Here is a 26,101-nt window from a genome sequence, read left to right on the forward strand (position 1 = left end):
CACCGAAGGGTGCTGCTGGGGGCTGCGCGCCGGTTGAAACCAGCGTCGCTTTATGGGGTGAAGCGGTATTCGACACCAGCGCGGGGGACGCTGGCGGGGGTGCGGGCGCGACTTCTACGTCCGGGAGTTCTGCCGGCGAGTGGGCGGTTTGTCCGCTGGACAATTCCGCTGCCTCGCTGACAGTGGTCAACTCCGCGAGCGCGAGGGGCGACCCGGATTCTTCCTGCCCGGCCATGACAGCCGGTACCGCTTGTGACACAGCGGTGGAGCGCGCTTCGCGCTCCCCTGCCGTTGCTGCTGCGGTATTGCGCGGCTTGCCGCCGCGCGCTTTTGCAGACTTCGCTGAGGGGGAGCGCGTCGCCACGTTAAGCCCGCGATTCCAGAACAGCGACCGCCGGCAGCGTCTTGCCCTCGAGGAACTCAAGGAAGGCGCCACCGCCTGTTGAAATGTAGCTGACCTTGTCGTGGATGCCGTACTTGGCAATGGCCGCCAGCGTATCGCCACCGCCGGCAATCGAGAACGCCGACGATTTGGCGATCGCTTCAGCCAGGGTTTTGGTGCCGTTGCCGAACTGATCGAACTCGAACACGCCGACCGGCCCATTCCACACGATCGTGCCGGCTTTTTCCAGTTGTGTGGCGAGCACCCTGGCGGTTTCCGGTCCGATGTCGAGGATCAGATCGTCGTCCTGCACGTCCGCGACGGCCTTCACCTCAGCCTTGGCGGTCGGCGAGAATTCTTTCGCCGTCACCACGTCGGTCGGGATCGGCACCGAGGCGCCACGGGCTTTCGCAGCGTCGATGATGGTTTTGGCTTCGGCGACCAGATCGGCTTCGGCAAGCGACTTGCCGATCTTCAGGCCGGCCGCCAGCATGAACGTATTGGCGATGCCGCCGCCGACGATCAGCTGATCGACCTTGTCGGCGAGCGATTTCAGAATGGTGAGCTTGGTGGACACCTTCGAGCCGGCGACGATCGCCACCAGCGGGCGCTTCGGCGCGCCCAGCGCCTTGCCGAGCGCTTCGAGCTCAGCCGCGAGCAGCGGGCCCGCGCAGGCGACCGGCGCGTACTTCGCGATGCCGTGCGTGGTGGCTTCCGCACGGTGCGCGGTGCCGAACGCGTCGTTCACGTAGATGTCGCAGAGCTTCGCCATTTTCTGCGCGAGCTCGTCGGAATCCTTCTTCTCGCCCTTGTTGACGCGGCAGTTTTCCAGCAGCACCACCTGACCCGGCGCGACATTCACGCCGTTTTCGACCCAGTTGGCAACGAGCGGCACGTCGCGGCCGAGCAATTCGGCGAGGCGCTTCGCGACCGGCGCAAGCGAGTCTTCCGGCTTGAATTCGCCTTCGGTCGGGCGGCCCAAATGCGACGTGACCATGACGGCGGCGCCTGCGTCCAGCGCGGCCCTGATCGCCGGCACGGAGGCGCGCACGCGGGTGTCTTCGGTGATGTTGCCTTGATCGTCCTGCGGCACGTTCAGATCGGCGCGGATGAACACGCGTTTGCCGGATAGTTTGCCTTCGGCGATCAGATCGGAGAGACGCAATACCTTGTTCATGGGCGTGTATGTGCGAGTTGATGGGAAGGCGGTAGCGGACGACGCGCCAGGAACCTGGCGCGGCAAACTCCAGCGCTTCGGCACGGCAGCGGCTCCACCAGATCGGGCGCCGGCGGCCTGGCCGCGGCTGTCGCGCCATGCAGCGGCGCGCTTATCCCGGAAACGAGCATTTTAACTGATCCCCACAGCCTTCTGACCCGCGACCAGGCGAATGTCCCGTATTTGGAGAATGCGCCCCGCATGCCGCAACGCAACATTTCCATCCCGATCAATTACATGAAGAGGCGCAAGAGCGTGAACACGACCATTCCCACCACAATGGTACCGAGCATGGTGCGCCGCCACATAAACCACGCCAGACCCGACAGCGTCGCGTAAAACTCATGGTTCGACGGCGCGAAGGAGAGCCCCTCCGGCGTGGCCAGCACATCGGGCAGCACGACGGCGGCCAGCGCCGCGGCCGGCGCATAGCGCAGCATCCGCTGCACGCGCTCCGGCAAAACCGTACGCTCGCCGCCGATTAGAAACATGGCGCGTGTCACCGCGGTGACGAAGGTCATACCGATAATGGCCAGCCAGATCTGCGTGGATGTCATTGGGAATCTCCGGCGCTGTTGCGGATGCGGCGCAAGTCGGCGCGCTCGACCATCAGGTCGGCGGCACTGCCCGCGACAATCGCCGCGATCACCGCCAGCGGCAACGCGAGCCGGTAAGGCAGGTCGAACGCCAGCAGCGACACCACGCCGGCAATGCTGACGGCGACCAGCGTGGAACGCGTGGCGATCGCCGAGACCATGATGGGCAGCAGCGCCAGCGTGCCCGCGAGCGCGAGGCCCCAGTTGTCCGGAATCAGGCTCGCCAGCAGGATGCCGACAATCGACGAAACCTGCCACGACAGCCAGCTGCATACCGCCATGCCCCAGAAATATGCCTCCTTGCCCGGCACGTAACCGGTCTGGAAGCTCTTCTTCTGGAACAGCAGATAGATCACGTCGCCGTTGAAGTAGCCCAGCACGATGCGCCGCCACATCGGCAGATAGGAAAAATGCGGCGCAAGACCGGCGCTGAAGATCACAAAACGCGTATTGACCATGGCGGCGGTGAGCAGCACGGTCCAGATCGGCAGCTTGGCGGCCAGCAGGGGCAGCACCGCCAGTTGCGACGAACCGGCGTAGCACAGCAGCGACATGGCGAGCGCTTGCGGCACCGTGAGCACGGACTTGCTCATTGCAATGCCGGTGACGAGACCCCAGGAGAAAATCGCCATCAGCGTGGGCGAATAGGCGCGCACGCCCTCACGGAAGGCGCGGCGATCGGTATCTGACAGGCAAGCGAGCATGAGGCGAAACGCGGACGCGAGGCGGCGCCACAACGAAGGGAAGTCGGCGCCAGGTCGTCAAGCACCCGCTGGCGCATCCGGATTTGAATTATGCGTGCGCCGAATTATAGCGCCCGGCATGCGGCCAAATGCCCGTTTCGTGTGCAAAAGACGCTAAAATGACGCTCTTTCACCGCACCCGCTGGAGAATCTTATGTCAATGGCCGACCGCGACGGCAAGATCTGGATGGATGGCAAGCTCATCGACTGGCGCGACGCCAAGATCCACGTGCTTACCCACACGCTGCATTACGGCATGGGCGTTTTCGAAGGCGTACGCGCCTACAAGACGGCGGACGGCGGCACGGCGATTTTTCGCCTCCAGGAGCACACCAAGCGCCTGCTGAACTCGGCCAAGATCTTCCAGATGGACGTGCCGTTCGACCACGAAACACTGGCCGCCGCGCAGCGCGAAGTGGTCCGCGAAAACAAGCTGGAATCCTGCTATCTGCGCCCGATCATCTGGGTCGGCTCGGAAAAGCTCGGCGTGTCGGCCAAAGGCAACACGATCCATGTGGCGATCGCCGCGTGGCCGTGGGGCGCCTACCTCGGTGAAGACGGCATTGCCAAGGGCATTCGCGTCAAGACGTCGTCGTTCACGCGCCATCACGTGAACGTGTCGATGGTCCGCGCCAAGGCGTCGGGCTGGTACGTGAACTCGATCCTCGCCAATCAGGAAGCGATTGCCGACGGTTACGACGAAGCACTGCTGCTGGACGTGGACGGCTATGTGTCGGAAGGCTCCGGCGAGAACTTCTTCCTCGTGAACAACGGCAAGCTGTACACGCCGGATCTGTCGTCGTGCCTCGACGGCATCACGCGCGACACGGTCATCACGCTGGCGCGCGACGCGGGCATCCAGGTCATCGAGAAACGCATCACGCGCGACGAAGTCTATACCTGCGACGAAGCGTTCTTCACCGGCACTGCCGCGGAAGTCACGCCGATCCGCGAACTCGACAACCGCACGATCGGCTCGGGTGCACGCGGCCCGATCACGGAGAAACTGCAGTCGGGCTTCTTCGACATCGTGAACGGCAAGAGCGAAAAGTACGCGCACTGGCTCACCAAGATCTAACGCGCGCTGCGCCGGCCCTCGGCTTTTTTGCCGGCGCAACGCACGCACCCTGCATACAACGAGAAAGTCCCTATGAGCGAAATCAAGGAAATGCCGCTGGTCGAACTGTCGGCAAAAGACCTGCCGGCGTATTGCCCGAATCCTGCAATGCCGCGCTGGAGCGCGCACCCGCGCGTCTTTATCGACGTTACGCACGGCGAAGCCAAATGCCCGTACTGCAGCACGCGCTACAAGCTGCGTGACGGCGAAGTGGTCAGGGGTCACTGAACCTGGCCACTGAGCCCGAACACTGAGCGCCAAACGCTTGCCGCCGCTGCGGCGCGTCCGGCTTTGCCGGGCTCGCGCCTCGCAGCGCGCGGCCTTTTCCCTTTGACACAATCGAACGCCACGCGCCTGACGCGCGCGGCGCTTCGTTTCGACACCGGACACCCACTCTGATGCGTCGCGCGTTGGTTATCGCACCGAACTGGATCGGTGACGCATTGATGGCGCAGCCGCTGTTTGCGCGCCTCGTGAAATTGCATCCGCGCATCGTGATCGACGCAGTCGCGCCCTCGTGGGTCGCGCCCGTGCTCGAACGGATGCCCGAGATCCGCGACGTCTACGCAACCGACCTGGCGCACGGCAAGCTGCAGATGCTGCGCCGCTGGCAACTGGCGAGCGACTTGCGCGATGTCGGCTACGACGCGGCCTATGTCCTGCCGAACTCGCTTAAATCGGCACTGATTCCGTGGATGGCGGGCATTGGGCTGCGCATCGGCTACACCGGCGAAAGCCGCTACGGCCTGCTGAACGTGCGCCACGCGAATCCGCGCAAGGACGAGCGTCCGCCCATGGTCGGCCACTACGCTGCCCTCGCCTACGCGCCGGGCGCCAAAATCCCCGACGACCTGCCCATGCCGCGGCTCGACGCGGACCTGAACGAGGCGTCGCGAGTCTCGGCGCGCTTCAATCTGGATACGCGCGTGCCGCTGCTGGTGTTCTGCCCGGGCGCCGAGTACGGCCCGGCCAAGCGCTGGCCACCCGAGCATTTCGCCGCGCTTGCGCAGATCGTCGGCCAGTCGTTCCCGTACACGCAGATCATCGCGCTCGGCTCGCCCAAAGACGCCCCGCTTGCCCAGGCGATTGCGGATAAAGCGCCGAACGTCCGCAACCTGTGCGGCCAGACCGCGCTGGGCGAGGCTTGCGCGCTGATCTCGCGGGCCAGCGCCGTCGTCACCAACGATTCCGGGCTGATGCACGTGGCCGCCGCGCTGCGCCGACCGCTGGTGGCCGTGTACGGTTCGACCGATCCGCGCCACACGCCGCCCTTGTCCGAGCTTGCGAAGGTACAATGGCTTCATCTCGAATGCAGCCCCTGTTTCCAGCGCGAGTGTCCGCTCGGGCATCTGAACTGCCTCAAACAGTTGAGCGCCGAGCAGGTATTCGGCGATTTGCGCGGCATGTTGCTTGCGCAACGTTGAAAGCAGACTGATTCGGCTGATACTTGCACGCAACACCGCACGCCCCAGAGCGCGTCGCGTCATGTTCGCGCCTTGAGGCGCGGGCATTCTCGCGCTTGGGTGCGATTGTCCGGTGCTCCGGACTGTCCCGCTGACCGCTGCCCCGCAACCGCGCGCCGCGCACAAGAGACTGACGAGCCATGCCACGTTTTGCCCATATCTTCGAAGCCGCCGCCGATACGCTGAACGCCTATTACCAGGCCGTCGCGGAGATGAATATCGACAGTCTGATGGGCCTGTGGATCGATGAGGAGTTCGTGAGTTGCATCTGCGCCGACGGCTCCCACCTGCACGGCCTCGACAGCATTCGCGCCGGCTTGCAGATCCAGCTCGAAACCGCGCCCGTTGCGATCGAACCGCTCGATATTCGCGTCTACGACAGCCTCGGCACCGTCGTCTACGCCATTGCCGAGGCGCATCGCCCGGCTGATCCGAAAGCGGCGCCGGCCATGGTATTCACCACCTATGTGATGGTCCACGAACGCGGCGAGTGGCGAATCGCGCACATTCACGCGAGCCCGATGCCGAATGAGGCCGCCAGCCAGTTCGCCACCAAGATGCGGCATGGCCAGGGGTCGCTGCACTGACGCCTGGCAGGTGTTTTTTCGCCTGTTTCACCGGTTTTACCTTTTGGCTTCGACGCTGGCATGAGCACGCCTCGCAGAAAGTCCCCCTGGGGGACGACGCACGATCAATCCGTTTCTTCCGGCGCCACACGCGTCGCGGGCGCAGTTGAGCGCACCGCCGGGCACACCGTCGATCTGCTCTACCGCGCGCCGCTCTGGCTGCCGAACCGGCATGTGCAAACCATTGTCCCGTCGCTGTTTGGACGGCGTCCGGCCATCACGTTCCGGCGCGAGCGCTGGGATACGCCGGACGGTGATTTCATCGATCTCGATTGGGTCGTGCATGACGGCCAGGCAGTTTCGGCACTTACGCCGTCGCTCCCCTCGCTGCCGCCCTCCCCACCGCACGTTCCGGCACAGGACGCGCCGTTGCTCGTCCTGTTTCACGGCCTCGAAGGCAGTTCCACCTCGCACTATGCGGCCACGCTGATGGCGGCCGCGCGCGAGTACGGCTGGCATGGCGTCGTGCCGCACTTTCGCAGTTGCAGCGGCGCGCTGAACCTCCTGCCGCGCTTCTATCATCTCGCCGACAGCAACGAAGTCGACTGGATCCTGCGCCGCCTGCGCGCCGCGCATCGCGGGCCGATCGTCGCGGCGGGCGTGTCGCTCGGCGGCAATGTGCTGCTGCGCTGGCTCGGCGAACGGCGCGAAGACGCGTCACCGGTACTCTCGGCCGCCGCGGCGATTTCGACGCCGATCGACGTGCATGCCGGCGGCCGGGCGTTGTCGCAAGGCTTCAACATGGTCTACACGCGCAGTTTCCTGAAGACACTGAAGCAGAAAGCCGAACAGAAACTAGCCCAATTTCCGGGGCTGTTCGACCGCGACACGATGCTGGCGAGCCGCACGATGTACGACTTCGACAACGTGGTGACAGCGCCGCTGCATGGCTTTCGCGATACCAACCACTATTGGAGCAGCGCGACCACGCGCCCGCTGCTGCCAGGCATCGCTGTGCCGACCCTCGTGCTGAACGCGCGCAACGACCCGTTCTTGCCGGCCGAAGCGTTACCGGCGCAGCACGAGGTGTCGGCTTCGGTAGAACTCGATCAACCCCGGCATGGCGGCCACGCCGGCTTTATGACCGGACCGTTCCCGGGCCGTATCGACTGGTTATCGCGGCGCGTGCTCGGCTATCTGGAGCGGTACGTCGATCATGGATGACATCGTCAGGCAGGCTCTCGCCAAATGGCCGAACGTGCCGAGTTGCACCGGCTGGTTGATGCTCGACCGGCGCGGTAACTGGCGCATGCGCGATGAGGCCGCTCAGGCCAGCGGCGCGCCTGGTACGCCGATTCGGCATGAGGCGCTGCTCGGATTCATCAACCGGAACTACGACGTCGACGAACACGGGCAGTGGTTTTTCCAGAATGGGCCGCAGCGGGTGTACATCGAGCTGGGTTACACGCCTTGGGTGGTGAGGTTGTCGGCCGATGCCGCCGGATTGCTTTCCTTGACCGACCAGGCTGGTGGGACTTTCGAGCCTGCTGCTGTGTTTGTCGACGATGAAGGTGGAATTCTGTTTGTCGATGGCTCCACGCCAACGCGGGTCGCTGCTCTGCACGATCACGACCTCGAGGTTTTCTCCGATCACGCAACGTTGGGCGATGACTCGATGAGCGGCGTGTTTCGCTGGAACAACGGGGTGGCGTTGCCCTTGCAGGGTGTGCAGCGACATGAGGTGGCCGCGCGGTTCGGGTTCGTCGAGAGTCCGGCTGCGAGTGCCTAGATCTTTTGCACGCCTGCCGCAGGGTCACATTGCGTTGCGTAGGGCATTTTCTGACCCGATAGCGAAGGCCCGTTACCGCTAGCTCTTCTCGTCAAGCCGTTCCTCTTTGTAACGGCTCTCCATTTCATGCAGGCGGGCATCGACGGTTGCGAGATCGTAGTAGCCGATTTCCTTCATGTCCCGCGCTTCCTTCAATTGCCGGATGGCCGACGGCCAGGCCCCTTCGAGGGCGAATTTCTCGGCCAGTGCCCGATGCCGCGTCAACGTATCGCCACTGCCGGCACTGGCCTGCGCGAGATACATCCACCACGCAGGCTGATCGGGTTGCACGCGCGTTTCCTGCAAAGCCAGCGCCTGCGCGTCGGCAAATCGCTTCAAGGTCAGCAAGGTCTGGATATGCATGTCGATCGCGGCGTTCGACTGCGGCCAGCGCTTCTGCGCGAATTCGGCAAGACGCACCGCATCGTCATTACGCCCCGCGCGGCGCGCGATGTCGGCCGCCAGCACATCGAGACTCGGCGAGCTGCGCATGAGTTCGCCCATGCCACCTTCACCGCCCTCACCGCGCTCCCCGGCTGCAAACGCCGTGCGCGACGCAGCCAGCGACGCCACCGCATCGTCGTAACGTTCGAGCAGCATCTGCCCATAGGCAATCCCGTACCAGTTGGCGGCCACGTTCACCGCCGTGCGGTCCTCGATTTCGGAGCGCAGACGCGAAATCTCATCGGCGTATTCGCTGCGCGAGCGGTCCTGCAGCAAGCGCGCCCGTGCGCGCACAAAACCATATTCGGACGTCTGATGCGGTTGCCGGTAAGGCGCGCGGCGCGCACGGTCCTCCATGTCCGCAATCCGTTCGCCAGTCAGCGGATGCGTGCGAGCGTAGGCCGGGATACCCGTGTCGCTCATGGCCGCGCGATCGAGACGGCCGAAAAACGTCGTCATCGCGTAGGGGTCGTAGCCGGCGCCCGCCAGCAGCAAAAAGCCGACGCGATCCGCTTCATGCTCGGCGGAGCGTGAGAAGCGCAACTGGTTGTCGACCGCATAAGCCTGCCCGCCAATCGCGATCGCGCTGCCGAGGTCGCCGCTGTGCGCGAGCACGCCCGCCAGGATGCCGAACAGCAAGCCGGCGAGCGCAGCATAGGAGCTGCGCTCGCCGGTGGTGATCATCCGCGAAATGTGCCGCTGCAGGACGTGCCCCATCTCGTGACCGAGCACGGAGGCGAGTTCGGACTCGGTTTGCGTCGTCACGATCAAACCCGTGTTCACGCCAATAAAACCACCCGGCAACGAGAACGCGTTGATCTGCGCGTCGCGGACCGCGAACAGCTCGAAGGCCGGACGATAGCCGCCGATGTATAGCGCGCTCGCGGCCGCCGAAAGTTTTGCCGCGACCGAGTTCAGGTAGTCGCGCACCAGCCAGTCGTCGAGATAGTCGGGGTCGCGGCGCAGCTCGCGCATCACGCGCTCGCCGAGCTTGCGCTCGGCTTGTGGCGTCAATGAGCCGGAACCGCCGTTGCCGAGGTCGGGCAGTTGCTGCGTGACGATCGGCGCGCGCCAGCCGGTGGCCGCGCCGCTATTGCCGGAGAAGCGGCTCTGCGCGCCGCCATACACGCCGAATACGCCTTGGGCGATGTCGGGCGGCACGATAGGATCGGCGAAAGTCTCGACCGGACCGCTCACCAACGGCGGTTCTGCCGACTGCGTGTTGAGCGCGAGGTTCGTGTCGGACGTAGTGCGCGATTGCGCAAACGCGCCCGACGGAACCGCGAGCGTGACGGACAACAGCACCACAAGAAACGGTTTCGAACGCATTGCGAGGTCGATATGACGAAGTCGAAAAGCGACGCCCGCCACTCGGACTAAGATAGCAGGCACAGGGTAATTGTAATCATCCCGGCCCGCCCGACCACACTGCTATGATAGGCGCCCTCTGAAGGAGCCCAACCATGCCTGAACTCACTCACTTCGACGCCGCCGGCCAGGCGCATATGGTGGACGTCGGCGGCAAGCAGGAGACCAAACGCATTGCGGTTGCGCGTGGCTCGATTCGCATGCTGCCGGAAACCTTCGCGCTGATCCGTGACGGCAACGCCAAGAAGGGCGACGTGATCGGCATCGCACGCATCGCCGCGATTCAAGGTTCGAAGCGCACCGCCGACCTGATTCCGCTGTGTCATCCGCTCGCGCTCACACGCGTCAAAGTGGACTTCGATCTCGACGAAAAACTACCCGGCGTGCATTGCACGGTGCAAGTGGAGACGTTGGGGCGTACAGGCGTGGAAATGGAAGCGCTAACCGCCGTGCAGGTCGGACTGCTGACGGTGTACGACATGTGCAAGGCGGTGGATCGCGGGATGACGATCACCGATGTGCGCGTGCTGGAGAAGCACGGCGGGAAATCGGGGGATTGGGTGGCGGGTTGACGACGGCTAAGGTCATCGCCCCGCTTCACCTCTGAAGTTCAAGTTACGGGTATGGCCGCGACCACGGCTACGGCTACGGCACGGCTACAAAACGGCAGCGCGGCTCAATCGTCGTCGCTGTCATCGTCCTGATTGATGTCGGCAGGCGGCATCCCGTAGCGCTTCATCAGTTCCGCCTTGAAACCGGTCAGCGTCTTCTGCTCGTCGCACAGCTCGTACACATAGGCCAACTGCGACGGCCAGTCCTTCAATTCCTGAGCAAAGATCTTCAGGCGCTCGACAGTGTCGAATGCGCCCGCCGTATCACCGCTCAGTGCCTGCAGCACGGCATACCGGCGCAATACGGTTTCACCCGGCAATAGCGCGATCGCCTGCTTATGTGCGGCGAGCTTGTATTGCAGATTCATCGAATTCATCGGCTCCAACGTCGCCATGCCGTACTCGCCCCACGCCCGGAACAGGAACGACGGATCCGCGCGGTACTGTTCAGCCGGACGCGAACCGTAATACAGCACCTCGGCGCGTGCGTAGTCGCGATACACCGGATACAACGCGGCCAGCCCGCCGAACACGACCACGACAAACGCACCGAAGGACAGGCGCCCAGGCACGAGGCGCAACGGCCGTGTCTCGAGCAAGCCGAACACGAACATGGCCGGCAGCAGGAAGAACATGTACTGCTGCGGATACTCGACCAGCGCATGCATGACCAGCACGCCGATCAACGCGATACCGAACACGCGCGCGGCACTCTGCGGCGCGCGAACCACGCGCACGAGCCATGTAATCAGGCCGAACAGCACGATCCCAAGACCGATCAGACCGGTTTTCGCGAGCAGGTCGATGAAGATGTCGTGCGAATTATTGGCAATCTCGACCCCGCCCAACGACCTCACATACTCGAACTGATAGCTCGGAAACTCGCCCCAGCCGACACCCAGCAGCGGATGCGTCTTGAACATCGTCCAGCCGTATTTCCAGAGTGCGAGACGTGGCGCGATCTGGCCAGCGTCCTTGAAGCGCTCGGCCGCCGACTGCGCAAGCTCCAGGTGATAGTGCAAATTGGCCCAGCGGATCAGCGCATTGACGACGAAGAACAGCACTGCCAGCGCGATCGGAATCAGCCATTCGCGATTACTGCGACGCAGAAGCGGCTGGCTGCGCGTCTGCGCGAGAGCCATCCAGAAACCGGCCACCACGATCACGCCCATTTGCAGCCAGGGGCCGCGCGACACGGTCAGCGCGAGACCAACGGCAAAAATCGTCGACACAAGCAGCCAGATACTGATGGCAATGCGGCGTGTCTGCACGAGGAACAGCGCACTCGCCATCGCGAACGCGATATAGGTGGCGAGGTGATTCGCCTGCGCCATGTTGCCGAACGGCCGGCGATCGATGGTCACGTTATAGGCGACGACCAGCGGCGACACGCGCGTTTCGAGGTGAAACAGCTGGATCACCTGACAGAACACTGCAAACAGGCCGCCGACAATCAACGCTCCGGCAGCCCAGCGCAGTACTGTCTCATTCAGCTTGATGCGCGTGAAACCGTAGCCGGCGTGCGTGGCCATCAACGCCGCAAGCAGGTAAGCGCCGCCCAGCCAGTTCATCGACGGCTGCGAGACCGGCAGCAGCACCGACTGCGCCACCAGCACCAGGCCGAACAGTAACGGCACCAGTGCGACAACCGGCGACGCGAAGCTCACGCCTGGCCTCGCCGTCCACACCAGCAGTACGACACCGGCGCCCGTCAGCAGATACAGTGCGAGCGCCGTGAATTCAGCGTAGAAGGTCGGAATCGGATAGGTATGGCCGACGACTGCATAAGGCAGCACCAACGCAAGAGCCAACAGGATGAGAGACAGGTAGCGCGCAAATGGGGTGGGCATCGAGTAACCGGTGGGCGTCAGCAACCGGCGCACTATACAAAAAAATTCTCGTGCTGTGCGCCGGCCGGGCTGAAATATCCCGAAAATCAGTGTTTTACGTTCGGATAACAACTCCCCGATCGCCCACCCAATTGCTTAGGAGCGGCACTCCGGCGGTGCAAGATTGGACGGCAAGGACGGCGCATCGACAGGTGTGGGCCCAGCGCCTGGCGCCGGCAACGAGGAGGCCGTTTTACCGCCGGTGAAACACTCCCAGGTCACCGCCCCCGCCTGCACCACGCCCTTGCTCAACGCGATCCGGGCAGTCGGCGCGTCGGCGTTGTCCGGCACCGAGGGCACGAGCGTCAGCGTGTTCGAACCGGCGGGCGCGACGCGTGCCGTGAAGGCGACGGTGATCTGACCGGTGTCGTCGTCGACATGAACGGATTCGACGTTGCGTGTGGCAGGCGGCGACGCGTAACCGCCGCCGAACGCATTGCCACTGGCCGCGTTTTCGGACACCGCGAGGCGCGCGGATGAGGCGAGCGAGAGTCCCTCCCCCACGCGGCTGCGGGCCAGATAGTCCTGATACGCAGGAATCGCATAGGCCGCGATGACGCCAACAATCGCGAGCACGATCATCAGTTCGATCAGCGTGAAGCCAGAACGGAAGCAGCGGCACGCGCGTGCGAGCGGCGCGCTCCAGCGCGCTCGTTCGAACGCGCGCCGCGGGGACAGCGTGGACTGTGAATAAGGGGAGTACGGCAAAGTAACGATCATCGGCAGGCTCCTGAAACGAAAAACGCCTGCCCCTCGAATCGGGGACAGGCGTTTCAATCGTAGCCAGCAGCGCTCGTTCCACACAGTCAGCCAGATGGCTAACGTTGCGCTAGCGTCGTGCCATGGTTCGGTGATCAGGCGGCCGCACGCTTCGCGTTGCGGCGCTTGAGCAGATAACCGAGGATCACGACGAACAGCGCGCCGGCAATGCTCATGCCGTACTCAGCCACCGGCGTATCGAGGATCGGCCAACGGTCGCCGGCCGGATCGTTGATGATCAGGCCACCGGCGATCCAGCCGAGCAGCGCGGCGCCGAGCGTGATGACGATCGGAAAACGGTCGAGCAGTTTCAGCACCAGCTGGCTGCCCCACACGATCAGCGGAATACTCACCAGCAGCCCGAAAATCACCAGCGCGAGACGGTGCTCAGGGTCTGCCGCCTCAGCCGCGCCCGCGATCGCGATCACGTTGTCGAGACTCATCACCGCATCCGCGATGATGATGGTCTTGATTGCCGAGATGAGCTTGTCGGCCGGCTTCACGTTCTCGTGGGCATCATGCGCGGGCGCCATCAGGCGTACACCGATCCACAGCAGCAGCAGGCCACCCGCGAATTTCAGCAACGGCACGTCGAGCAGCGCAACCGCGAACGCGATCAGCGCCACGCGCAGCACAATCGCGCCGGCGGTGCCCCACAGCACGCCCTTGGTACGCTGCGCCGGCGGCAGATTGCGGCAGGCAAGCGCGATCACAACGGCGTTATCGCCACCCAGCAGGATGTCGATGACGATGATCTGGATGACTGCGCCCCAATGGAGGGTGGCGAAGAACTCGAGCATGAGAGGAAGAATAAGAAGGAATCGGACGCGCAGCCAACAAAAAAGCGGGGGAGTTGAAAACTCCCCCGCTTTTTAGGACTGCACGCTTACGAAAGGGTTTCGTAAGCGTATCAAAAAATGCGCTGTACGAGCCGCAAATTTCGTTTTTACAGCATCGCCTTCAGAAGACGCGCCATTTCCGACGGGTTCTTCGTGACCTTGATGCCGCAAGCGTCCATGATTTCCAGCTTGGCTTCAGCCGTGTCCGCACCGCCCGAGATCAGCGCGCCGGCGTGGCCCATGCGCTTGCCCGGAGGCGCCGTGACACCGGCGATAAAGCCAACCACCGGCTTCTTCATGTTGTCCTTGATCCACTCAGCAGCATTCGCCTCGTCCGGACCACCGATTTCGCCGATCATGATGACGGCGTCCGTTTCCGGATCGTCGTTGAACATCTTCATCACGTCGATGTGCTTCAGACCGTTGATCGGGTCGCCGCCGATACCGACTGCCGACGATTGGCCGAGACCGATCGCCGTCAATTGACCGACTGCTTCATACGTCAGCGTGCCCGAACGCGACACGACGCCGATACGGCCCTTGCGGTGGATGTGACCCGGCATGATGCCGATCTTCAGTTCGTCCGGCGTGATCGTGCCCGGGCAGTTCGGTCCGAGCAGCAGCGTCTTGCTGTTCTTTGCGCGCATGCGTGCCTTGAGCTCAATCATGTCACGGACAGGAATGCCTTCCGTGATACAGATTGCGAGATCCAGGTCAGCTTCGACGGCTTCCCAGATCGCAGCAGCAGCGCCTGCCGGCGGAACGTAAATCACCGACACGGTCGCGCCCGTTTCAGCCTTGGCTTCAGCGACGCTAGCGTAGATAGGAATGCCTTCGAAATCTTCGCCGGCCTTCTTCGGGTTCACGCCTGCAACGTACGCTTCGCGGCCGTTTGCATATTCACGGCAAGCACGCGTATGGAACTGACCGGTCTTGCCGGTAATGCCCTGCGTGATGACCTTGGTGTCTTTGTTAATCAGAATCGACATGTATTGACCTCTGTTCGTTTGGCGTCATGCGGTGGCGCCGCGAGGCGGAATGTTCTCGCCCGCGTCGCTTGCACGGCGCCATTCGTAATCCTGGTAAACGCGCTTGGGGTTTTGGCTTACGCCTTGCCCGCAGCGGCCGCGACGACCTTCTGAGCCGCTTCTTCCATGCTGTCTGCCGCAATGATCGGCAGGCCGGATTCAGCGAGCATCTTCTTGCCCAGGTCTTCGTTCGTGCCCTTCATGCGCACCACGAGCGGCACCTTCAGCGACACGGCCTTCGACGCAGCGATCACGCCTTCCGCGATCACGTCGCAGCGCATGATGCCGCCGAAGATGTTCACGAGAATCGCGGTCAGGTTCGGGTTCTTCAGCATGATCTTGAACGCTTCCGTGACCTTCTCGGTCGTGGCGCCACCGCCCACGTCCAGGAAGTTCGCCGGTTCGCCGCCGAACAGCTTGATGGTGTCCATCGTTGCCATTGCGAGGCCAGCGCCGTTCACGAGGCAGCCGATGTTGCCGTCGAGCGAGATGTAGGCGAGGTCGAACTTCGATGCTTCGACTTCAGCCGGATCTTCTTCGTCCAGATCGCGATACGCGACGATTTCCGGGTGACGGAACAGTGCGTTCGAATCGAAGTTGAACTTGGCGTCCAGCGCGATGACCTTGCCGTCGCCGGTCAGGATCAGCGGGTTGATTTCGGCCAGCGATGCGTCGGTTTCCCAGAATGCCTTGTACAGGCCTTGCAGGATCGCGCGTGCTTGCGGCAGCGAAGCGGCGGGTACGCCGATCTTCGTTGCGAGCTCGTCGGCTTCGGCGTCTTTCAGACCGGTCGACGGGTCGACAGCGATCTTGTGGATCAGCTCAGGCGTCTTTTCCGCGACTTCTTCGACGTCCATGCCGCCTTCGCTCGATGCCATCACGACGATCTTCTGCGAAACGCGATCGATCACGAGACCGACATACAGTTCCTTCTTGATGTCAGCGCCTTCTTCGATCAGCAGGCGATTCACCTTCTGGCCTTCCGGACCGGTCTGGTGCGTGACGAGCTGCATGCCGAGGATCTGGTTCGAGTATTCACGAACCTGTTCCAGCGACTTGGCGACCTTCACGCCGCCGCCCTTGCCACGGCCACCCGCGTGGATCTGAGCCTTCACGACCCATACCGGGCCGCCGAGCTCTTCCGCGGCCTTGACCGCATCATCCACCGAGAAGACCGGCTTGCCGCGCGGTACCGCGACGCCGAATTTCCGCAGGATTTCCTTACCCTGGTACTCGTGAATCTTCATGCGTGATTCCCTTCAGTCTGAGAGTTGGATTGAACATCGTTTCCGCTGCCGTTCATGCCGGACGCGTTGCCGCCCTCACCTGTCTGGCGGGCTGCCGCGTTGCCTGACGATGCCGTGCGATCCGCTGTATACGGAGCGCGGCCATACCAGCGCGGATAAAACTGCTGCACCGCCTCGCCGTCGAAACGCAGCGCGTGGCAGCGTCCCAGCTGGAATGGCGGTTTGTCGTTGGAATGCTCGTCTGTACTTTGTGACGAGTCGTTCCCTGAACTCGTCGCCGCGCCCGGCGTGCCGCCATTGGTGTTCCACACGTCGCCGGCGAACGCCTGGATTGCGGCGGTCGGCAAAAGCGCGCACAACTCGGTGAGATGCGTGCAGCCAGCCGTGCCGGCCAGCAAACGGGCAGCATCGCGACGGAAGTTGTTGAACAGATTGAGCCCGATGAGGGCACGGTAGGCGGGATTGCTGGCCTGGCACAACCCTGGATAGGGCACCCAGTCGGACGACGCTTCGGCGTCGACGACATTGAGCTTGCGATCGATGGTGATGCGAAGCCAGAGTTCATGGATCGGCTGACCATTGGGCCGGACGCCCGACGCAAGCACCACATCGCGCGGCTTTTCGTCGGTCAAGCACGCTTCCACATCCCACAGGCCATCGGCTCGCTCATAGGCTTCCGCCCTGATTGCGCGGCGATGGCGCAACTGACGGGACACTGGTGGAGAGAGCGGCATGCGGAAAGGAAAGGCTGGATTGGAAAACCCCCGAATTTTAGCATACTGGGTATTTGAGACAGTCCGGAATGCGCAGGGCCGCCCGGCGGGCCGGGGCGCGCGGCAGACGCTATCTCAAAGTGGGGGCGCGGGGGAGAAGCGCAGGGGGTTTTCGCGCCGGGACCGGTGCGGCGCCGGGCTAATCGCCGCTCTATTCCTCGTCGAATCCTTTGAGGATCTTGCCGATGGTGGCGCCCGAGAAACCACGCGAGGCCAGGAAACGCGCCTGCTTGGCCCGCTCGGCGGCCGTTTCGGGAAGCCGATCGAATTTTTTGCGCCAAACGGCTTGAGCGCGCGCGAGCTCTGTTTCGCGCAGTTGCGCACTGGCTTCTTCGACCAGCGTTTGATCCACCGCGTGCTGCTTCAATTCGCCGACAATCCGGCTCGCGCCCAGGCGCGACGAGCGCCGGTGGATCAGACTCTCAGCAAAGCGCGAATCGGACAGCCAGTTTTCGGCTTCCAGCGAATCGAGCAAGGTATCGAGCGAATCGGTTTCTTCGACGAACGGCTTGAGCTTGCGCGCCAGTTCGGCCCGGCTGTATTCACGCCGGGACAAATAGCCAAGCGCGCGTCCTTTTAGCGAACGGGCTGGGCGTTGGGATTTTTTTGCGTCGTCCTCACCTGGCTTCGCCTCGCCGGGTGTGCGGCGCGAGCGGGTGTAGGTGGTTTCGGACGGGTCCGCTGCAGCTTGAGCGGAAGAGTCGGACTGCGACTGGCGGCCTTCGGCGCGATCGTGCGCGTCGAACGACTCGAAGGGATCGAACGAATCATCCTCACCGATACGCGGGCCGTCCGCGTTGCGTCCAGCGTTAATAGCCTTCGACAGCGGCCGGCCCTTGCGTATCACGTGCGGGTTACTCTTCTTCGTCTGCGACTTCAGCGCCTGCGCCGGTCACCGCTTCCGCCATGGCATTCACGCCCAGCGATTCACGGATGCGGTTTTCGATCTCACGGGCGATGTCTGGATTTTCGCGCAGGAATTCGCGCGCGTTGTCCTTGCCCTGACCGATGCGTTCGCCGTTGTAGCTGTACCAGGCGCCAGCCTTGTCGACGATCTTCGCTTGCACGCCGAGGTCGATGACTTCGCCCTGACGGGAAATGCCCTCGCCGTACAGGATGTCGAAAATTGCTTCACGGAACGGCGGCGCAACCTTGTTCTTCACCACCTTCACGCGCGTTTCGTTACCGATCACTTCGTCGTTCTTCTTGATCGAACCGATCCGGCGAATGTCCAGACGCACCGACGCGTAGAACTTCAGCGCGTTACCACCCGTGGTGGTTTCCGGGTTGCCGAACATCACACCGATCTTCATGCGGATCTGGTTGATGAAGATCACGAGGCAGTTCGTGCGCTTGATCGTGCCGGTGAGCTTGCGCAGCGCTTGCGACATCAGACGCGCTTGCAGACCCGGCAGCGAGTCGCCCATTTCGCCTTCGATTTCGGCCTTCGGCACGAGTGCCGCGACCGAGTCGATCACGATCATGTCGATCGAGCCCGAGCGCACCAGTGCGTCGGCGATTTCGAGCGCCTGTTCGCCGGTATCCGGCTGCGAAACCAGCAGCTCATTTACATTGACGCCGAGCTTGCCCGCGTACTGGATGTCCAGCGCGTGTTCCGCGTCGATAAACGCTGCCGTGCCGCCGAGCTTCTGCATTTCGGCGACGACTTGCAACGTCAGCGTGGTTTTACCGGACGATTCCGGACCATAAATTTCGACCACACGACCACGCGGCAAACCACCAACGCCCAGCGCGATGTCGAGGCCAAGCGATCCGGTTGAGACCACCTGGATATCTTCGACCGCCTCACCTGCGCCGAGCCGCATGACCGACCCCTTGCCAAACTGTTTTTCGATCTGCGCGAGTGCGGCAGCAAGTGCCTTGCTCTTTTCAGCAGTCAGTCCAGCCGAGCCTTTCTTGCTTTCTTCCATGAATCGTCCTTTGCTATGATGAACGGCGTCTGAGGCACATGTGCGGCCCCGAGTTTCAACCCGAGTTTGGTTTGTCCGCAAAGGACAGCACACGAAACCCAGACACTGTATAAAAAAACAGTAGTTTTGGCAAGCGCGATTCTCATGCGAACGCGCATTTTTACCGTCGCGCCGCCCAACTACCCACAATAATTTTCGGAGACCGCTGTGCGCCGGGGAGACACCCCACGGTGCCGGCAAGGCCAGGTTGGCGCACCATGCGAATTCTGATTGCCGAAGACGACAGCATACTCGCGGACGGTCTGGTTCGATCACTCCGCCAATCGGCCTATGCCGTCGATCACGTGAAGAACGGCGTCGAGGCCGACACCGCCCTGTCGATGCAAACTTTCGACCTGCTGATCCTCGATCTCGGCTTGCCGCGCATGTCCGGGCTCGAGGTGCTGCGCCGCCTGCGCGCCCGCAATTCGAACCTGCCGGTGCTCATCCTCACCGCCGCTGACAGCGTCGACGAACGCGTCAAAGGCCTCGATCTCGGCGCCGACGACTACATGGCCAAACCCTTCGCCCTGAACGAGCTCGAAGCACGCGTGCGCGCGCTGACCCGGCGCGGCGCGGGCGGCGGCCCGACGGTGGTGCGGCATGGTTCGCTCTCGTTCGATCAGGTGGGCCGGATCGCCTACATCAACGAACTGGTGATCGAGCTCTCGGCACGCGAACTCGGCCTGCTCGAAGTGCTGCTGCAGCGGATCGGGCGGCTCGTATCGAAGGAACAGCTGGTCGACCATCTGTGCGAATGGGGCGAAGAAGTCAGCAATAACGCGATCGAAGTCTACGTGCACCGGCTGCGCAAGAAGATCGAGCCAAGCGGGGTGCGCATCATCACCGTGCGGGGCCTTGGGTATTGCCTCGAGAAAGCCGCCCAGCCCGCCAGCACCAGCGCGCTCGCGCCGCCCGGCTCCGCCGCGCCCGAATCGACGACCCCGGCAACGCCGCCGTCGGCCGCGATGCCGGCGAGCCATCACTACAAATAGAGAACGCCCATGTCCGCACGCGCAGATCGCGCTACGGCGCACGCGGCGGACCTCGACGAGGCGCGCGACGAGCGCTACGCCAATCCGTTCGCCCCGCCCGACGAGACCGAAGCCGCCGCGGAAGCACGCCCGCGCTCGCTGTTCGGCGAAATTCTCGACTGGATGCTGGCGCCGCTCCTGCTGCTGTGGCCGATGAGCCTCGCAGTCACGTACCTGGTCGCCAAATCGATCGCCAACGGCCCGTTCGACCGCGCGCTCGAAACCGACGCCTACGTGCTCGCCCGCCAGATTCATCCGATCAACGGCGTGGCGGAGCTTTCGCTGCCCGACTCAACCCGTGATTTTCTGCGCGCCGACAATGTCGACAGCGTGTTCTATCAGGTGCTCGGCACGCGCGGCGAACTGGTGGGCGGCGAGCGCGACATGCCGCTGCCACACGAGGAAGACCGCCCGCAGCCGGGTCTCGTCGAATTCCGCGACGACGTGCTGCGCGGCAACGATATCCGCGTCGCCTATACGACCGTTGAGTTTCCGCAAACTCCCGGCGCCCAGCCGGTGCTGGTGCAGGTCGCCGAAACGCTCGACAAGCGCAGCCAGCTCGCCAACGACATCATCAAAGGCGTGATCCTGCCGCAGTTCGTGATCCTGCCGCTGGCGATCGTGCTGGTGTGGTTTGGCCTGTCGCGCGGGCTCGCGCCGCTGCATGCGCTGCAGGCGCACATCCGCGCGCGCCGCCCGGACGATCTGTCGCCGCTCGAAGCGCGCCGCGCGCCGCCGGAAATCGAGCCGTTGGTGACGTCGTTCAACGATCTGCTGACGCGTCTCGAACAAAACATGGAGTTGCAAAAGCGCTTTATCGCCGACGCCGCGCATCAGATGAAAACGCCGCTGGCCGGCCTGCGCACCCAGGCTGAGCTTGCGCTGCGTCAGGACGCCTCCGCGGAAGTCCATCGTTCGCTCGAACAGATCGCCACCAGCTCGGAGCATGCGGCGCGTCTCGTCACCCAGTTGCTGGCACTGGCGCGCGCGGAAAACCGTATGTCCGGCCAGATTTTCACGCCCGTCGAGGTAACGGAAGTCGCCCGTAGCGCGGTGCGCGACTGGGTACAGGCCGCGCTCGCCAAGCAGATGGACCTCGGCTACGAAGCGCCCGAGGACCCGGTCGAAGTCGACGGCAATCCGGTCATGCTGCGCGAAATGCTGTCGAATCTGATCGACAACGCGATCCGCTATACGCCGGCCGGCGGGCGGATCACCGTGCGGGTGCGGCACGACGTGGCGGCGCGGCGCGTGCATCTGGAGGTGGAAGATACCGGGCTCGGCATTCCGGTGGCTGAGCGTGCGCGGGTGGTCGAGCGGTTTTACCGGATTCTCGGCCGCGAGGGCGACGGCAGCGGCCTCGGCCTTGCGATCGTGCGCGAGATCACGACCATGCACGGCGGGGACATGACGATCGACGACAACGTCTATCAAACCTCCCCCCGGCTTGCCGGAACGCTCGTGCGTGTCAGCTTGCACGTGCGCAAACGGGCACAGGACTTACCCTAGGGACGCCTGAACACCGGCAACGAGCGCCGCCATATTGAGATGCTGTTATTGAATTTTGCGCGAACTTAGCTCGTAGTTACCGAGTTTTGACAGGATTTTCCCACATATACCCAACGCCGGCATTTGACCCTTCCACGTCAGTACACCGTAAGTTTCCACTCCAATAATCGGTTCCACGGGAACGCCTTTGCCGGCGGACCACGTGTACATATCAATATTGGAGACGACATATGGCTACCGTTGGCGGGCAACTCTCCCAGGCGCCGATGACGCACGAAGAGAAGCGGGTGATCTTCGCATCGTCGCTGGGTACGGTTTTCGAGTGGTACGACTTCTATCTGGCCGGCTCACTTGCGCTCTACATCAGCAAGAGCTTCTTCTCCGGCGTCAATCCGACTGCCGCCTTCATCTTCACGCTCCTCAGCTTTGCTGCCGGCTTCGCCGTGCGGCCGTTCGGCGCAATCGTGTTCGGGCGGCTCGGCGATCTGGTCGGGCGCAAATACACGTTCCTCGTCACGATCGTGATCATGGGGCTGTCGACCTTCCTGGTCGGCTTCCTGCCCGGCTATGCATCGCTCGGCATCGCGTCGCCGGTGATCTTCATCGTCATGCGCATGCTGCAAGGTCTTGCGCTCGGCGGCGAATACGGCGGTGCGGCAACCTACGTCGCGGAACATGCGCCGCCGGGACGCCGCGGTTTCTACACCGCGTGGATCCAGACCACCGCCACACTTGGCCTGTTCCTCTCGCTGCTGGTGATTCTCGGCGTGCGCACGGCCATGGGCGAAGACGCGTTCGGCGCCTGGGGCTGGCGTATTCCGTTCCTCGCGTCGATCATCCTGCTCGGCGTGTCGGTGTGGATTCGCCTGCAACTGAACGAATCGCCGGTGTTCGCGCGCATCAAGGCTGAAGGCAAGACCTCGAAGGCGCCGCTGACCGAAGCATTCGGCCAGTGGAAGAACCTGAAGATCGTGATCCTCGCGCTGATCGGCCTGACCGCCGGCCAGGCCGTGGTCTGGTACACGGGTCAGTTCTACACGCTGTTCTTCCTGACGCAGACGTTGAAGGTGGATGGCGCAACGGCCAACATCCTGATCGCGATCGCGCTCCTGATCGGCACGCCGTTCTTCCTGTTCTTCGGCTCGCTGTCGGACCGCATCGGCCGCAAGCCGATCATCATGGCCGGCCTGCTGATTGCCGCCTGCACGTACTTCCCGCTGTTCAAGGCGTTGACTCACTACACCAACCCGGCACTCGAAGCGGCTACCGCGAAGTCGCCGATCGTCGTGATCGCGAACCCGGACGAGTGCTCGTTCCAGTTCAATCCGGTCGGTACGGCAAAGTTCACGAGTTCCTGCGACATCGCCAAGAGCGCGCTCTCGAAAGCCGGCTTGAACTACGAGAACGTCGCAGCGCCGGCGGGGACGCTCGCGGAGATCAAGGTTGGCGATACGGTCATCAACACGTATGACGGCAAGGCCGCCGACGCCAAGGATCAAGGCAAGGCGTTCGACAAGACGCTCGCGACCACGCTGAAGACCGCAGGCTATCCGCCGAAGGCCGATCCGTCGCAGATCAACTGGCCGATGAGCGTGGTGATCTTGACGATCATGATGATCTACGTGACGATGGTCTACGGGCCGATTGCGGCGATGCTGGTGGAGATGTTCCCAACGCGCATCCGCTATACCTCGATGTCGCTGCCGTATCACATCGGCAATGGCTGGTTCGGCGGCTTCCTGCCGGCGACCGCCTTCGCGATCGTGGCGGCCAAGGGCAACATCTACTCGGGGCTGTGGTATCCGATTGTGGTGGCGCTCATCACGCTTGTGATCGGCTTGCTGTTCGTCAAGGAAACCAAGGACTCGGATATCTACGCGAAGGACTGAAACGCCTGACGGAAGGGGCGATTTAAAAAAGTTGCACGATGGGGGTTGACAGCCCCCGGCCCTATCCTCATAATCTCGCTTCTTTCGGCGAATTAGCTCAGTTGGTTAGAGCGACGGAATCATAATCCGCAGGTCCGGGGTTCGAGTCCCTGATTCGCCACCAGTTGCAAGAAAAAGCCGCTGATCCACAAGATCAGCGGCTTTTTTGTTTTGGTCTTCCGTCCGGTCTTCCAAACAGCAACTTCAAGGAGGTTTCTTGATGACGTTCCGCACCGCCGTGCTTGCCACAAGCGTCGCGCTTCTCGCCGCCGCACCGCTCACCGCCAACGCCCAAACGCCGCCCGGCAATCAGTGGCGCGCCAGTCCAATCACGCTGTCGGCGTTGCTGCAGGATGGCTACAAAATCGCCGCCGTGGTGAACGGCGCCTATGTCAACGGCGGCTCGGCCGATACGATTTTCGTTCAGCGCGATCAGAGCGCCTTCAAATGCATCGACCCGCAGCAACCAGACGCGAAAACGAAGGCACCGGCCTGCTTCGAACTGGTCCAGCCATCCGGTACAACTGCGGCCTCCGAAACCAGACAGCCATAAAAAAAGGAGTCAGCCGAAGCCGACTCCCTCCAAGGCCACTCCTCGCGCATTCAGCGCGACACTGCTATTGCCCTAACTCGACACACCCATCGCGGGATCGCTGACGCTGTCCTTGCCGGTTTCGACGCGGCCCGCAAAACGCCGCGTGAAACCGCCCGCAGCGGCCAGCGTGAAGTCGTACCAGCCGCCCACAGCGTTCACTGCCCAGTACGGCTCGACCTGCATTCCCGCGGGCACCGCGTAGGTCCACGGGCCATCGCTGCGATACGCGTTCGAGGTCACGGTCACGTTGGCCGTCGCGTTACCCGTGTTCATGATCGTCAGATAGACCGCGTTGTTGACGACGTCGTAACAGACCCGTACCTCCGGATTCGGCCCGCTCGCGACCGTCGCGACGCTGCCCTGGAACGATCGATGAAAGCCGTTCGGCCCGAGCACCCACAGGCTGTAGTTACCCTGATCGTCGGCGAGCGCGGCCCACGAATCCGATAGCTCCTTGCCGGCTTCCACGGTATAGCGGCGCGGCGGCCGGTCGAGATGCAACTGGTCGTACACATGGAACACCGCCCCCGCCGTGCCGGTGTTGCTGAAAATCAGCCAGATCAGGCCGTCCTGCACGTCGGCGTTGGCGCTCACATGCAGCAGGTACGGCAACGCGCGCGAGGGCCGCGACATCAGCGCCTGTTGCGGCATCTGCTGACTCGCCGCCGGCGGGACCGGCACCGCGCCCAAGGCGCTCTGCTGCGTGTGCTGCGCATCGGCCTGGGCCTTGGTCGGCGCGGGCAGCGCCGCCACCGGCGCATCGTTCGGATTGCGAAAGTTGAATGCCGACGTGAGATCGCCACACACCGCGCGCCGCCACGCGCTGATGTTGGTTTCGATCACGCCGAAACGCTGCTCCAGAAAACGCAGCACCGAGGTATGGTCGAACACCTGCGAATTCACCCAGCCACCGGTGCTCCACGGCGACACGACGAACATCGGCACACGCGGGCCCGGTCCGAAGCAATTTCCGTCCGGCACGATCGGCGACGAATCGCCGGGCGGGTTGGCCTTCGTAAAATATTCGTACTGCGCATTGACAGTCGATTTGCCAGCGAAGGTCCCGTCGGCATTCTTGCTCGGCGCATCAGGCGGCGGCATGTGATCGAAGAAGCAATCGTTCTCGTCGTAATTGACGAACAGCACGGTCTTGCTCCACACGTCCGGGTTGGCCGTCAGCGTATCGAGCAGCAGTTGCAGGTAGTAGCCGCCCTGCCCCGGCGTCGACGCGCCCGGGTGCTCGCAGTAGGCCTGCGGCGACACGATCCAGCTCACCTGCGGCATCTGCCCGGCCGCGATGTCATCTTTCAACGCCTGCAGGAAGCCGCCGTCGGGCATCGTATTGCCGATGCCCTTGTACAACGGCGCGACGGCTTCCAGCGACTGCGTGTACGGCAACAACGGCGAACCCGGCAGCGTCTCGTTGACCTTGCGGTAGGTCGCAAAGCCGGCGAGCGAGTTGTCCGTGTAGTTGTCCGGCATGTTCTGGTAGACCTTCCAGCTCACGCCCGCGGCCTGCAGACGCTCCGGATAGGTCGTCCATGTGAGACCGGTCGCCGACGCGCCAAGACCGTCCCAGCCGTCGTTGTTGACGACCGGGTTAGAGCCCGCGCTCGCGCCGTTGGTGCCGGTCCACAGGAAGATGCGGTTCGAGTTGGTGCCGCCATGCAGCGAGCAGTGATAGGCGTCGCAGATCGTGAAGGCGTTCGCCAGCGCGACATGAAACGGCAGATCGGCCTGCTTCAGATAGCCCATCGACACGTCGCCCTTCGCCTTCGGCCACTGCGTCATGCGGCCGTTGTCCCACGCCTGATGCGCGTCGCTCCACGAATGCGGGCCACCGGCCAGCAGCGCGTTGCCCTTGGTGCTGTCGAGGTAAAACGGCAGCACGGTGCGCGTGCCGTCGTTTTGCTGGAACACCGTCGTGCCGCCCGGCTGCGGAATCGTGAAGCGGTCGCTAAAGCCGCGCACACCCGGCAGCGTGCCGAAGTAGTGATCGAACGAGCGGTTCTCCTGCATGAAGATGACGACGTGCTGGACGTCGTTGATGGTGCCGGTCGTGTTGTTCGCGGGAATCGCAAGCGCGCGGCGGATCGCGGGCGGAAACAGGCCGAGCGCGGCAGCGCCCGCGGCGCTGCGCAAGAAGGTACGGCGGTCCAATGAGGTCATGTTGGGCGTGTTGGGGTCGTCAGAATC

At 63.3% G+C, this 26,101-nt stretch carries 24 protein-coding genes and 1 tRNA gene; 12 read left to right on the plus strand and 13 right to left on the minus strand.

Annotation, left to right across the window (positions count from 1 at the left end; translation table 11 throughout):
• Positions 1 to 365: 365 nt before the first annotated feature.
• The 3 genes from BCY88_RS38800 to BCY88_RS38810 form a co-directional block, all read right to left on the minus strand.
• Complete coding sequence (locus BCY88_RS38800) at positions 366 to 1,559, minus strand: phosphoglycerate kinase (protein ID WP_120349369.1); 1,194 nt, start codon at positions 1,557 to 1,559, stop codon at positions 366 to 368.
• Positions 1,560 to 1,831: 272 nt separating this feature from the next.
• Positions 1,832 to 2,155 carry an AzlD domain-containing protein gene (locus tag BCY88_RS38805; RefSeq protein ID WP_120349370.1) on the minus strand — a complete coding sequence of 108 codons (324 nt, stop codon included), beginning with the start codon at positions 2,153 to 2,155 and terminating at the stop codon, positions 1,832 to 1,834.
• On the minus strand, positions 2,152 to 2,898 hold the full coding sequence (locus BCY88_RS38810) for an AzlC family ABC transporter permease (RefSeq protein WP_120349371.1): 747 nt from the start codon (positions 2,896 to 2,898) through the stop codon (positions 2,152 to 2,154). Before BCY88_RS38810 ends, BCY88_RS38805 begins: the two co-directional genes overlap by 4 nt.
• A 193-nt stretch (positions 2,899 to 3,091) precedes the next feature.
• Here BCY88_RS38810 and BCY88_RS38815 point away from each other — a divergent pair, with 193 nt between their 5' ends.
• The 6 genes from BCY88_RS38815 (at position 3,092) to BCY88_RS38840 (ending at position 7,872) form a co-directional block, all read left to right on the plus strand.
• A complete protein-coding gene (locus BCY88_RS38815; RefSeq protein ID WP_120349372.1) occupies positions 3,092 to 4,015 on the plus strand; it encodes a branched-chain amino acid transaminase in 924 nt (307 codons plus the stop codon).
• 72 nt (positions 4,016 to 4,087) lie between these two features.
• Entirely contained in the window at positions 4,088 to 4,282 is a 195-nt protein-coding gene (locus BCY88_RS38820) for a zinc-finger domain-containing protein (protein ID WP_042321180.1), read from the plus strand.
• Between the two features lie 170 nt (positions 4,283 to 4,452).
• Positions 4,453 to 5,478, plus strand: coding sequence for a lipopolysaccharide heptosyltransferase II (waaF, locus tag BCY88_RS38825; RefSeq protein WP_120349373.1), 1,026 nt, complete (start codon positions 4,453 to 4,455; stop codon positions 5,476 to 5,478).
• A 179-nt stretch (positions 5,479 to 5,657) separates the two neighbouring features.
• Entirely contained in the window at positions 5,658 to 6,104 is a 447-nt protein-coding gene (locus BCY88_RS38830; RefSeq protein ID WP_120349374.1) for a nuclear transport factor 2 family protein, read from the plus strand.
• A 60-nt stretch (positions 6,105 to 6,164) separates the two neighbouring features.
• Positions 6,165 to 7,307, plus strand: coding sequence for a YheT family hydrolase (locus BCY88_RS38835; RefSeq protein WP_120349375.1), 1,143 nt, complete (start codon positions 6,165 to 6,167; stop codon positions 7,305 to 7,307).
• On the plus strand, positions 7,300 to 7,872 hold the full coding sequence (locus BCY88_RS38840) for a DUF2946 family protein (RefSeq protein WP_120349376.1): 573 nt from the start codon (positions 7,300 to 7,302) through the stop codon (positions 7,870 to 7,872). The genes BCY88_RS38835 and BCY88_RS38840 overlap by 8 nt, the downstream gene beginning before the upstream one ends.
• 78 nt (positions 7,873 to 7,950) lie before the next feature.
• On the opposite strand, the gene BCY88_RS38845 is transcribed toward BCY88_RS38840, so the two are convergent.
• Positions 7,951 to 9,684 carry a M48 family metalloprotease gene (locus BCY88_RS38845; RefSeq protein ID WP_120349485.1) on the minus strand — a complete coding sequence of 578 codons (1,734 nt, stop codon included), beginning with the start codon at positions 9,682 to 9,684 and terminating at the stop codon, positions 7,951 to 7,953.
• Positions 9,685 to 9,818: 134 nt separating this feature from the next.
• On the opposite strand from BCY88_RS38845, the gene moaC reads away from it, so the two are divergent.
• Entirely contained in the window at positions 9,819 to 10,295 is a 477-nt protein-coding gene (gene moaC, locus BCY88_RS38850) for a cyclic pyranopterin monophosphate synthase MoaC (protein WP_028196257.1), read from the plus strand.
• A 104-nt stretch (positions 10,296 to 10,399) separates the two neighbouring features.
• Here moaC and BCY88_RS38855 read toward each other — a convergent pair whose 3' ends face one another.
• The 8 genes from BCY88_RS38855 to recA form a co-directional block, all read right to left on the minus strand.
• On the minus strand, positions 10,400 to 12,184 hold the full coding sequence (locus tag BCY88_RS38855; RefSeq protein ID WP_120349486.1) for a PglL family O-oligosaccharyltransferase: 1,785 nt from the start codon (positions 12,182 to 12,184) through the stop codon (positions 10,400 to 10,402).
• A gap of 135 nt (positions 12,185 to 12,319) precedes the next feature.
• Entirely contained in the window at positions 12,320 to 12,943 is a 624-nt protein-coding gene (locus BCY88_RS38860) for a pilin (protein ID WP_120349377.1), read from the minus strand.
• 134 nt (positions 12,944 to 13,077) lie between these two features.
• On the minus strand, positions 13,078 to 13,782 hold the full coding sequence (locus tag BCY88_RS38865; protein WP_120349378.1) for a TerC family protein: 705 nt from the start codon (positions 13,780 to 13,782) through the stop codon (positions 13,078 to 13,080).
• A 146-nt stretch (positions 13,783 to 13,928) separates the two neighbouring features.
• Positions 13,929 to 14,810: a succinate--CoA ligase subunit alpha gene (gene sucD, locus BCY88_RS38870; protein ID WP_030101039.1), complete on the minus strand. Its 882-nt coding sequence runs from the start codon at positions 14,808 to 14,810 to the stop codon at positions 13,929 to 13,931.
• 116 nt (positions 14,811 to 14,926) lie between these two features.
• Positions 14,927 to 16,096 (minus strand): ADP-forming succinate--CoA ligase subunit beta, encoded by a 1,170-nt coding sequence (gene sucC / locus BCY88_RS38875; protein WP_054034438.1) that lies wholly within the window; start codon positions 16,094 to 16,096, stop codon positions 14,927 to 14,929.
• Positions 16,093 to 16,830 (minus strand): DUF2889 domain-containing protein, encoded by a 738-nt coding sequence (locus BCY88_RS38880; protein ID WP_120349379.1) that lies wholly within the window; start codon positions 16,828 to 16,830, stop codon positions 16,093 to 16,095. The genes sucC and BCY88_RS38880 overlap by 4 nt, the downstream gene beginning before the upstream one ends.
• Before the next feature lie 190 nt (positions 16,831 to 17,020).
• Positions 17,021 to 17,716, minus strand: coding sequence for a recombination regulator RecX (gene recX, locus BCY88_RS38885; RefSeq protein ID WP_120349380.1), 696 nt, complete (start codon positions 17,714 to 17,716; stop codon positions 17,021 to 17,023).
• 7 nt (positions 17,717 to 17,723) lie between these two features.
• Positions 17,724 to 18,800 carry a recombinase RecA gene (recA, locus tag BCY88_RS38890; protein WP_120349381.1) on the minus strand — a complete coding sequence of 359 codons (1,077 nt, stop codon included), beginning with the start codon at positions 18,798 to 18,800 and terminating at the stop codon, positions 17,724 to 17,726.
• A gap of 257 nt (positions 18,801 to 19,057) precedes the next feature.
• Here recA and BCY88_RS38895 point away from each other — a divergent pair, with 257 nt between their 5' ends.
• The 5 genes from BCY88_RS38895 (at position 19,058) to BCY88_RS38915 (ending at position 23,863) form a co-directional block, all read left to right on the plus strand.
• Complete coding sequence (locus BCY88_RS38895; RefSeq protein WP_120349382.1) at positions 19,058 to 19,834, plus strand: response regulator transcription factor; 777 nt, start codon at positions 19,058 to 19,060, stop codon at positions 19,832 to 19,834.
• 9 nt (positions 19,835 to 19,843) lie between these two features.
• A complete protein-coding gene (locus tag BCY88_RS38900) occupies positions 19,844 to 21,382 on the plus strand; it encodes a sensor histidine kinase (protein WP_120349383.1) in 1,539 nt (512 codons plus the stop codon).
• 230 nt (positions 21,383 to 21,612) lie between these two features.
• Entirely contained in the window at positions 21,613 to 23,271 is a 1,659-nt protein-coding gene (locus BCY88_RS38905; RefSeq protein WP_120349384.1) for an MFS transporter, read from the plus strand.
• An 86-nt stretch (positions 23,272 to 23,357) separates the two neighbouring features.
• A tRNA-Met gene (locus tag BCY88_RS38910) sits at positions 23,358 to 23,434 on the plus strand.
• Between the two features lie 96 nt (positions 23,435 to 23,530).
• The gene (locus tag BCY88_RS38915) at positions 23,531 to 23,863 is read left to right on the plus strand and encodes a hypothetical protein (RefSeq protein WP_120349385.1); all 333 of its coding nucleotides are present in this window, start codon (positions 23,531 to 23,533) and stop codon (positions 23,861 to 23,863) included.
• Positions 23,864 to 23,935: 72 nt separating this feature from the next.
• Here BCY88_RS38915 and BCY88_RS38920 read toward each other — a convergent pair whose 3' ends face one another.
• The gene (locus BCY88_RS38920) at positions 23,936 to 26,074 is read right to left on the minus strand and encodes a phosphocholine-specific phospholipase C (RefSeq protein ID WP_120349386.1); all 2,139 of its coding nucleotides are present in this window, start codon (positions 26,072 to 26,074) and stop codon (positions 23,936 to 23,938) included.
• Positions 26,075 to 26,101 lie beyond the last annotated feature (27 nt).

Source organism: Paraburkholderia fungorum (genome assembly GCF_003610895.1).
GTDB lineage: Bacteria > Pseudomonadota > Gammaproteobacteria > Burkholderiales > Burkholderiaceae > Paraburkholderia > Paraburkholderia fungorum_B.

Excerpts from the sequence above, each read along its gene's own strand:
- BCY88_RS38815 (WP_120349372.1), top strand. The coding sequence starts at position 3,092 with ATGTCAATGGCCGACCGCGACGGCAAGATCTGGATGGATGGCAAGCTC.
- BCY88_RS38915 (WP_120349385.1), top strand. The coding sequence starts at position 23,531 with ATGACGTTCCGCACCGCCGTGCTTGCCACAAGCGTCGCGCTTCTCGCC.
- BCY88_RS38840 (WP_120349376.1), top strand. The coding sequence starts at position 7,300 with ATGGATGACATCGTCAGGCAGGCTCTCGCCAAATGGCCGAACGTGCCG.
- BCY88_RS38865 (WP_120349378.1), bottom strand. The coding sequence starts at position 13,782 with ATGCTCGAGTTCTTCGCCACCCTCCATTGGGGCGCAGTCATCCAGATC.
- BCY88_RS38905 (WP_120349384.1), top strand. The coding sequence starts at position 21,613 with ATGGCTACCGTTGGCGGGCAACTCTCCCAGGCGCCGATGACGCACGAA.
- BCY88_RS38845 (WP_120349485.1), bottom strand. The coding sequence starts at position 9,684 with ATGCGTTCGAAACCGTTTCTTGTGGTGCTGTTGTCCGTCACGCTCGCG.
- BCY88_RS38900 (WP_120349383.1), top strand. The coding sequence starts at position 19,844 with ATGTCCGCACGCGCAGATCGCGCTACGGCGCACGCGGCGGACCTCGAC.
- recA (WP_120349381.1), bottom strand. The coding sequence starts at position 18,800 with ATGGAAGAAAGCAAGAAAGGCTCGGCTGGACTGACTGCTGAAAAGAGC.
- BCY88_RS38810 (WP_120349371.1), bottom strand. The coding sequence starts at position 2,898 with ATGCTCGCTTGCCTGTCAGATACCGATCGCCGCGCCTTCCGTGAGGGC.
- BCY88_RS38895 (WP_120349382.1), top strand. The coding sequence starts at position 19,058 with ATGCGAATTCTGATTGCCGAAGACGACAGCATACTCGCGGACGGTCTG.
- BCY88_RS38820 (WP_042321180.1), top strand. The coding sequence starts at position 4,088 with ATGAGCGAAATCAAGGAAATGCCGCTGGTCGAACTGTCGGCAAAAGAC.
- BCY88_RS38835 (WP_120349375.1), top strand. The coding sequence starts at position 6,165 with ATGAGCACGCCTCGCAGAAAGTCCCCCTGGGGGACGACGCACGATCAA.
- moaC (WP_028196257.1), top strand. The coding sequence starts at position 9,819 with ATGCCTGAACTCACTCACTTCGACGCCGCCGGCCAGGCGCATATGGTG.
- BCY88_RS38920 (WP_120349386.1), bottom strand. The coding sequence starts at position 26,074 with ATGACCTCATTGGACCGCCGTACCTTCTTGCGCAGCGCCGCGGGCGCT.
- BCY88_RS38800 (WP_120349369.1), bottom strand. The coding sequence starts at position 1,559 with ATGAACAAGGTATTGCGTCTCTCCGATCTGATCGCCGAAGGCAAACTA.
- sucC (WP_054034438.1), bottom strand. The coding sequence starts at position 16,096 with ATGAAGATTCACGAGTACCAGGGTAAGGAAATCCTGCGGAAATTCGGC.
- BCY88_RS38830 (WP_120349374.1), top strand. The coding sequence starts at position 5,658 with ATGCCACGTTTTGCCCATATCTTCGAAGCCGCCGCCGATACGCTGAAC.
- BCY88_RS38855 (WP_120349486.1), bottom strand. The coding sequence starts at position 12,184 with ATGCCCACCCCATTTGCGCGCTACCTGTCTCTCATCCTGTTGGCTCTT.
- BCY88_RS38880 (WP_120349379.1), bottom strand. The coding sequence starts at position 16,830 with ATGCCGCTCTCTCCACCAGTGTCCCGTCAGTTGCGCCATCGCCGCGCA.
- BCY88_RS38805 (WP_120349370.1), bottom strand. The coding sequence starts at position 2,155 with ATGACATCCACGCAGATCTGGCTGGCCATTATCGGTATGACCTTCGTC.
- waaF (WP_120349373.1), top strand. The coding sequence starts at position 4,453 with ATGCGTCGCGCGTTGGTTATCGCACCGAACTGGATCGGTGACGCATTG.
- sucD (WP_030101039.1), bottom strand. The coding sequence starts at position 14,810 with ATGTCGATTCTGATTAACAAAGACACCAAGGTCATCACGCAGGGCATT.
- BCY88_RS38860 (WP_120349377.1), bottom strand. The coding sequence starts at position 12,943 with ATGATCGTTACTTTGCCGTACTCCCCTTATTCACAGTCCACGCTGTCC.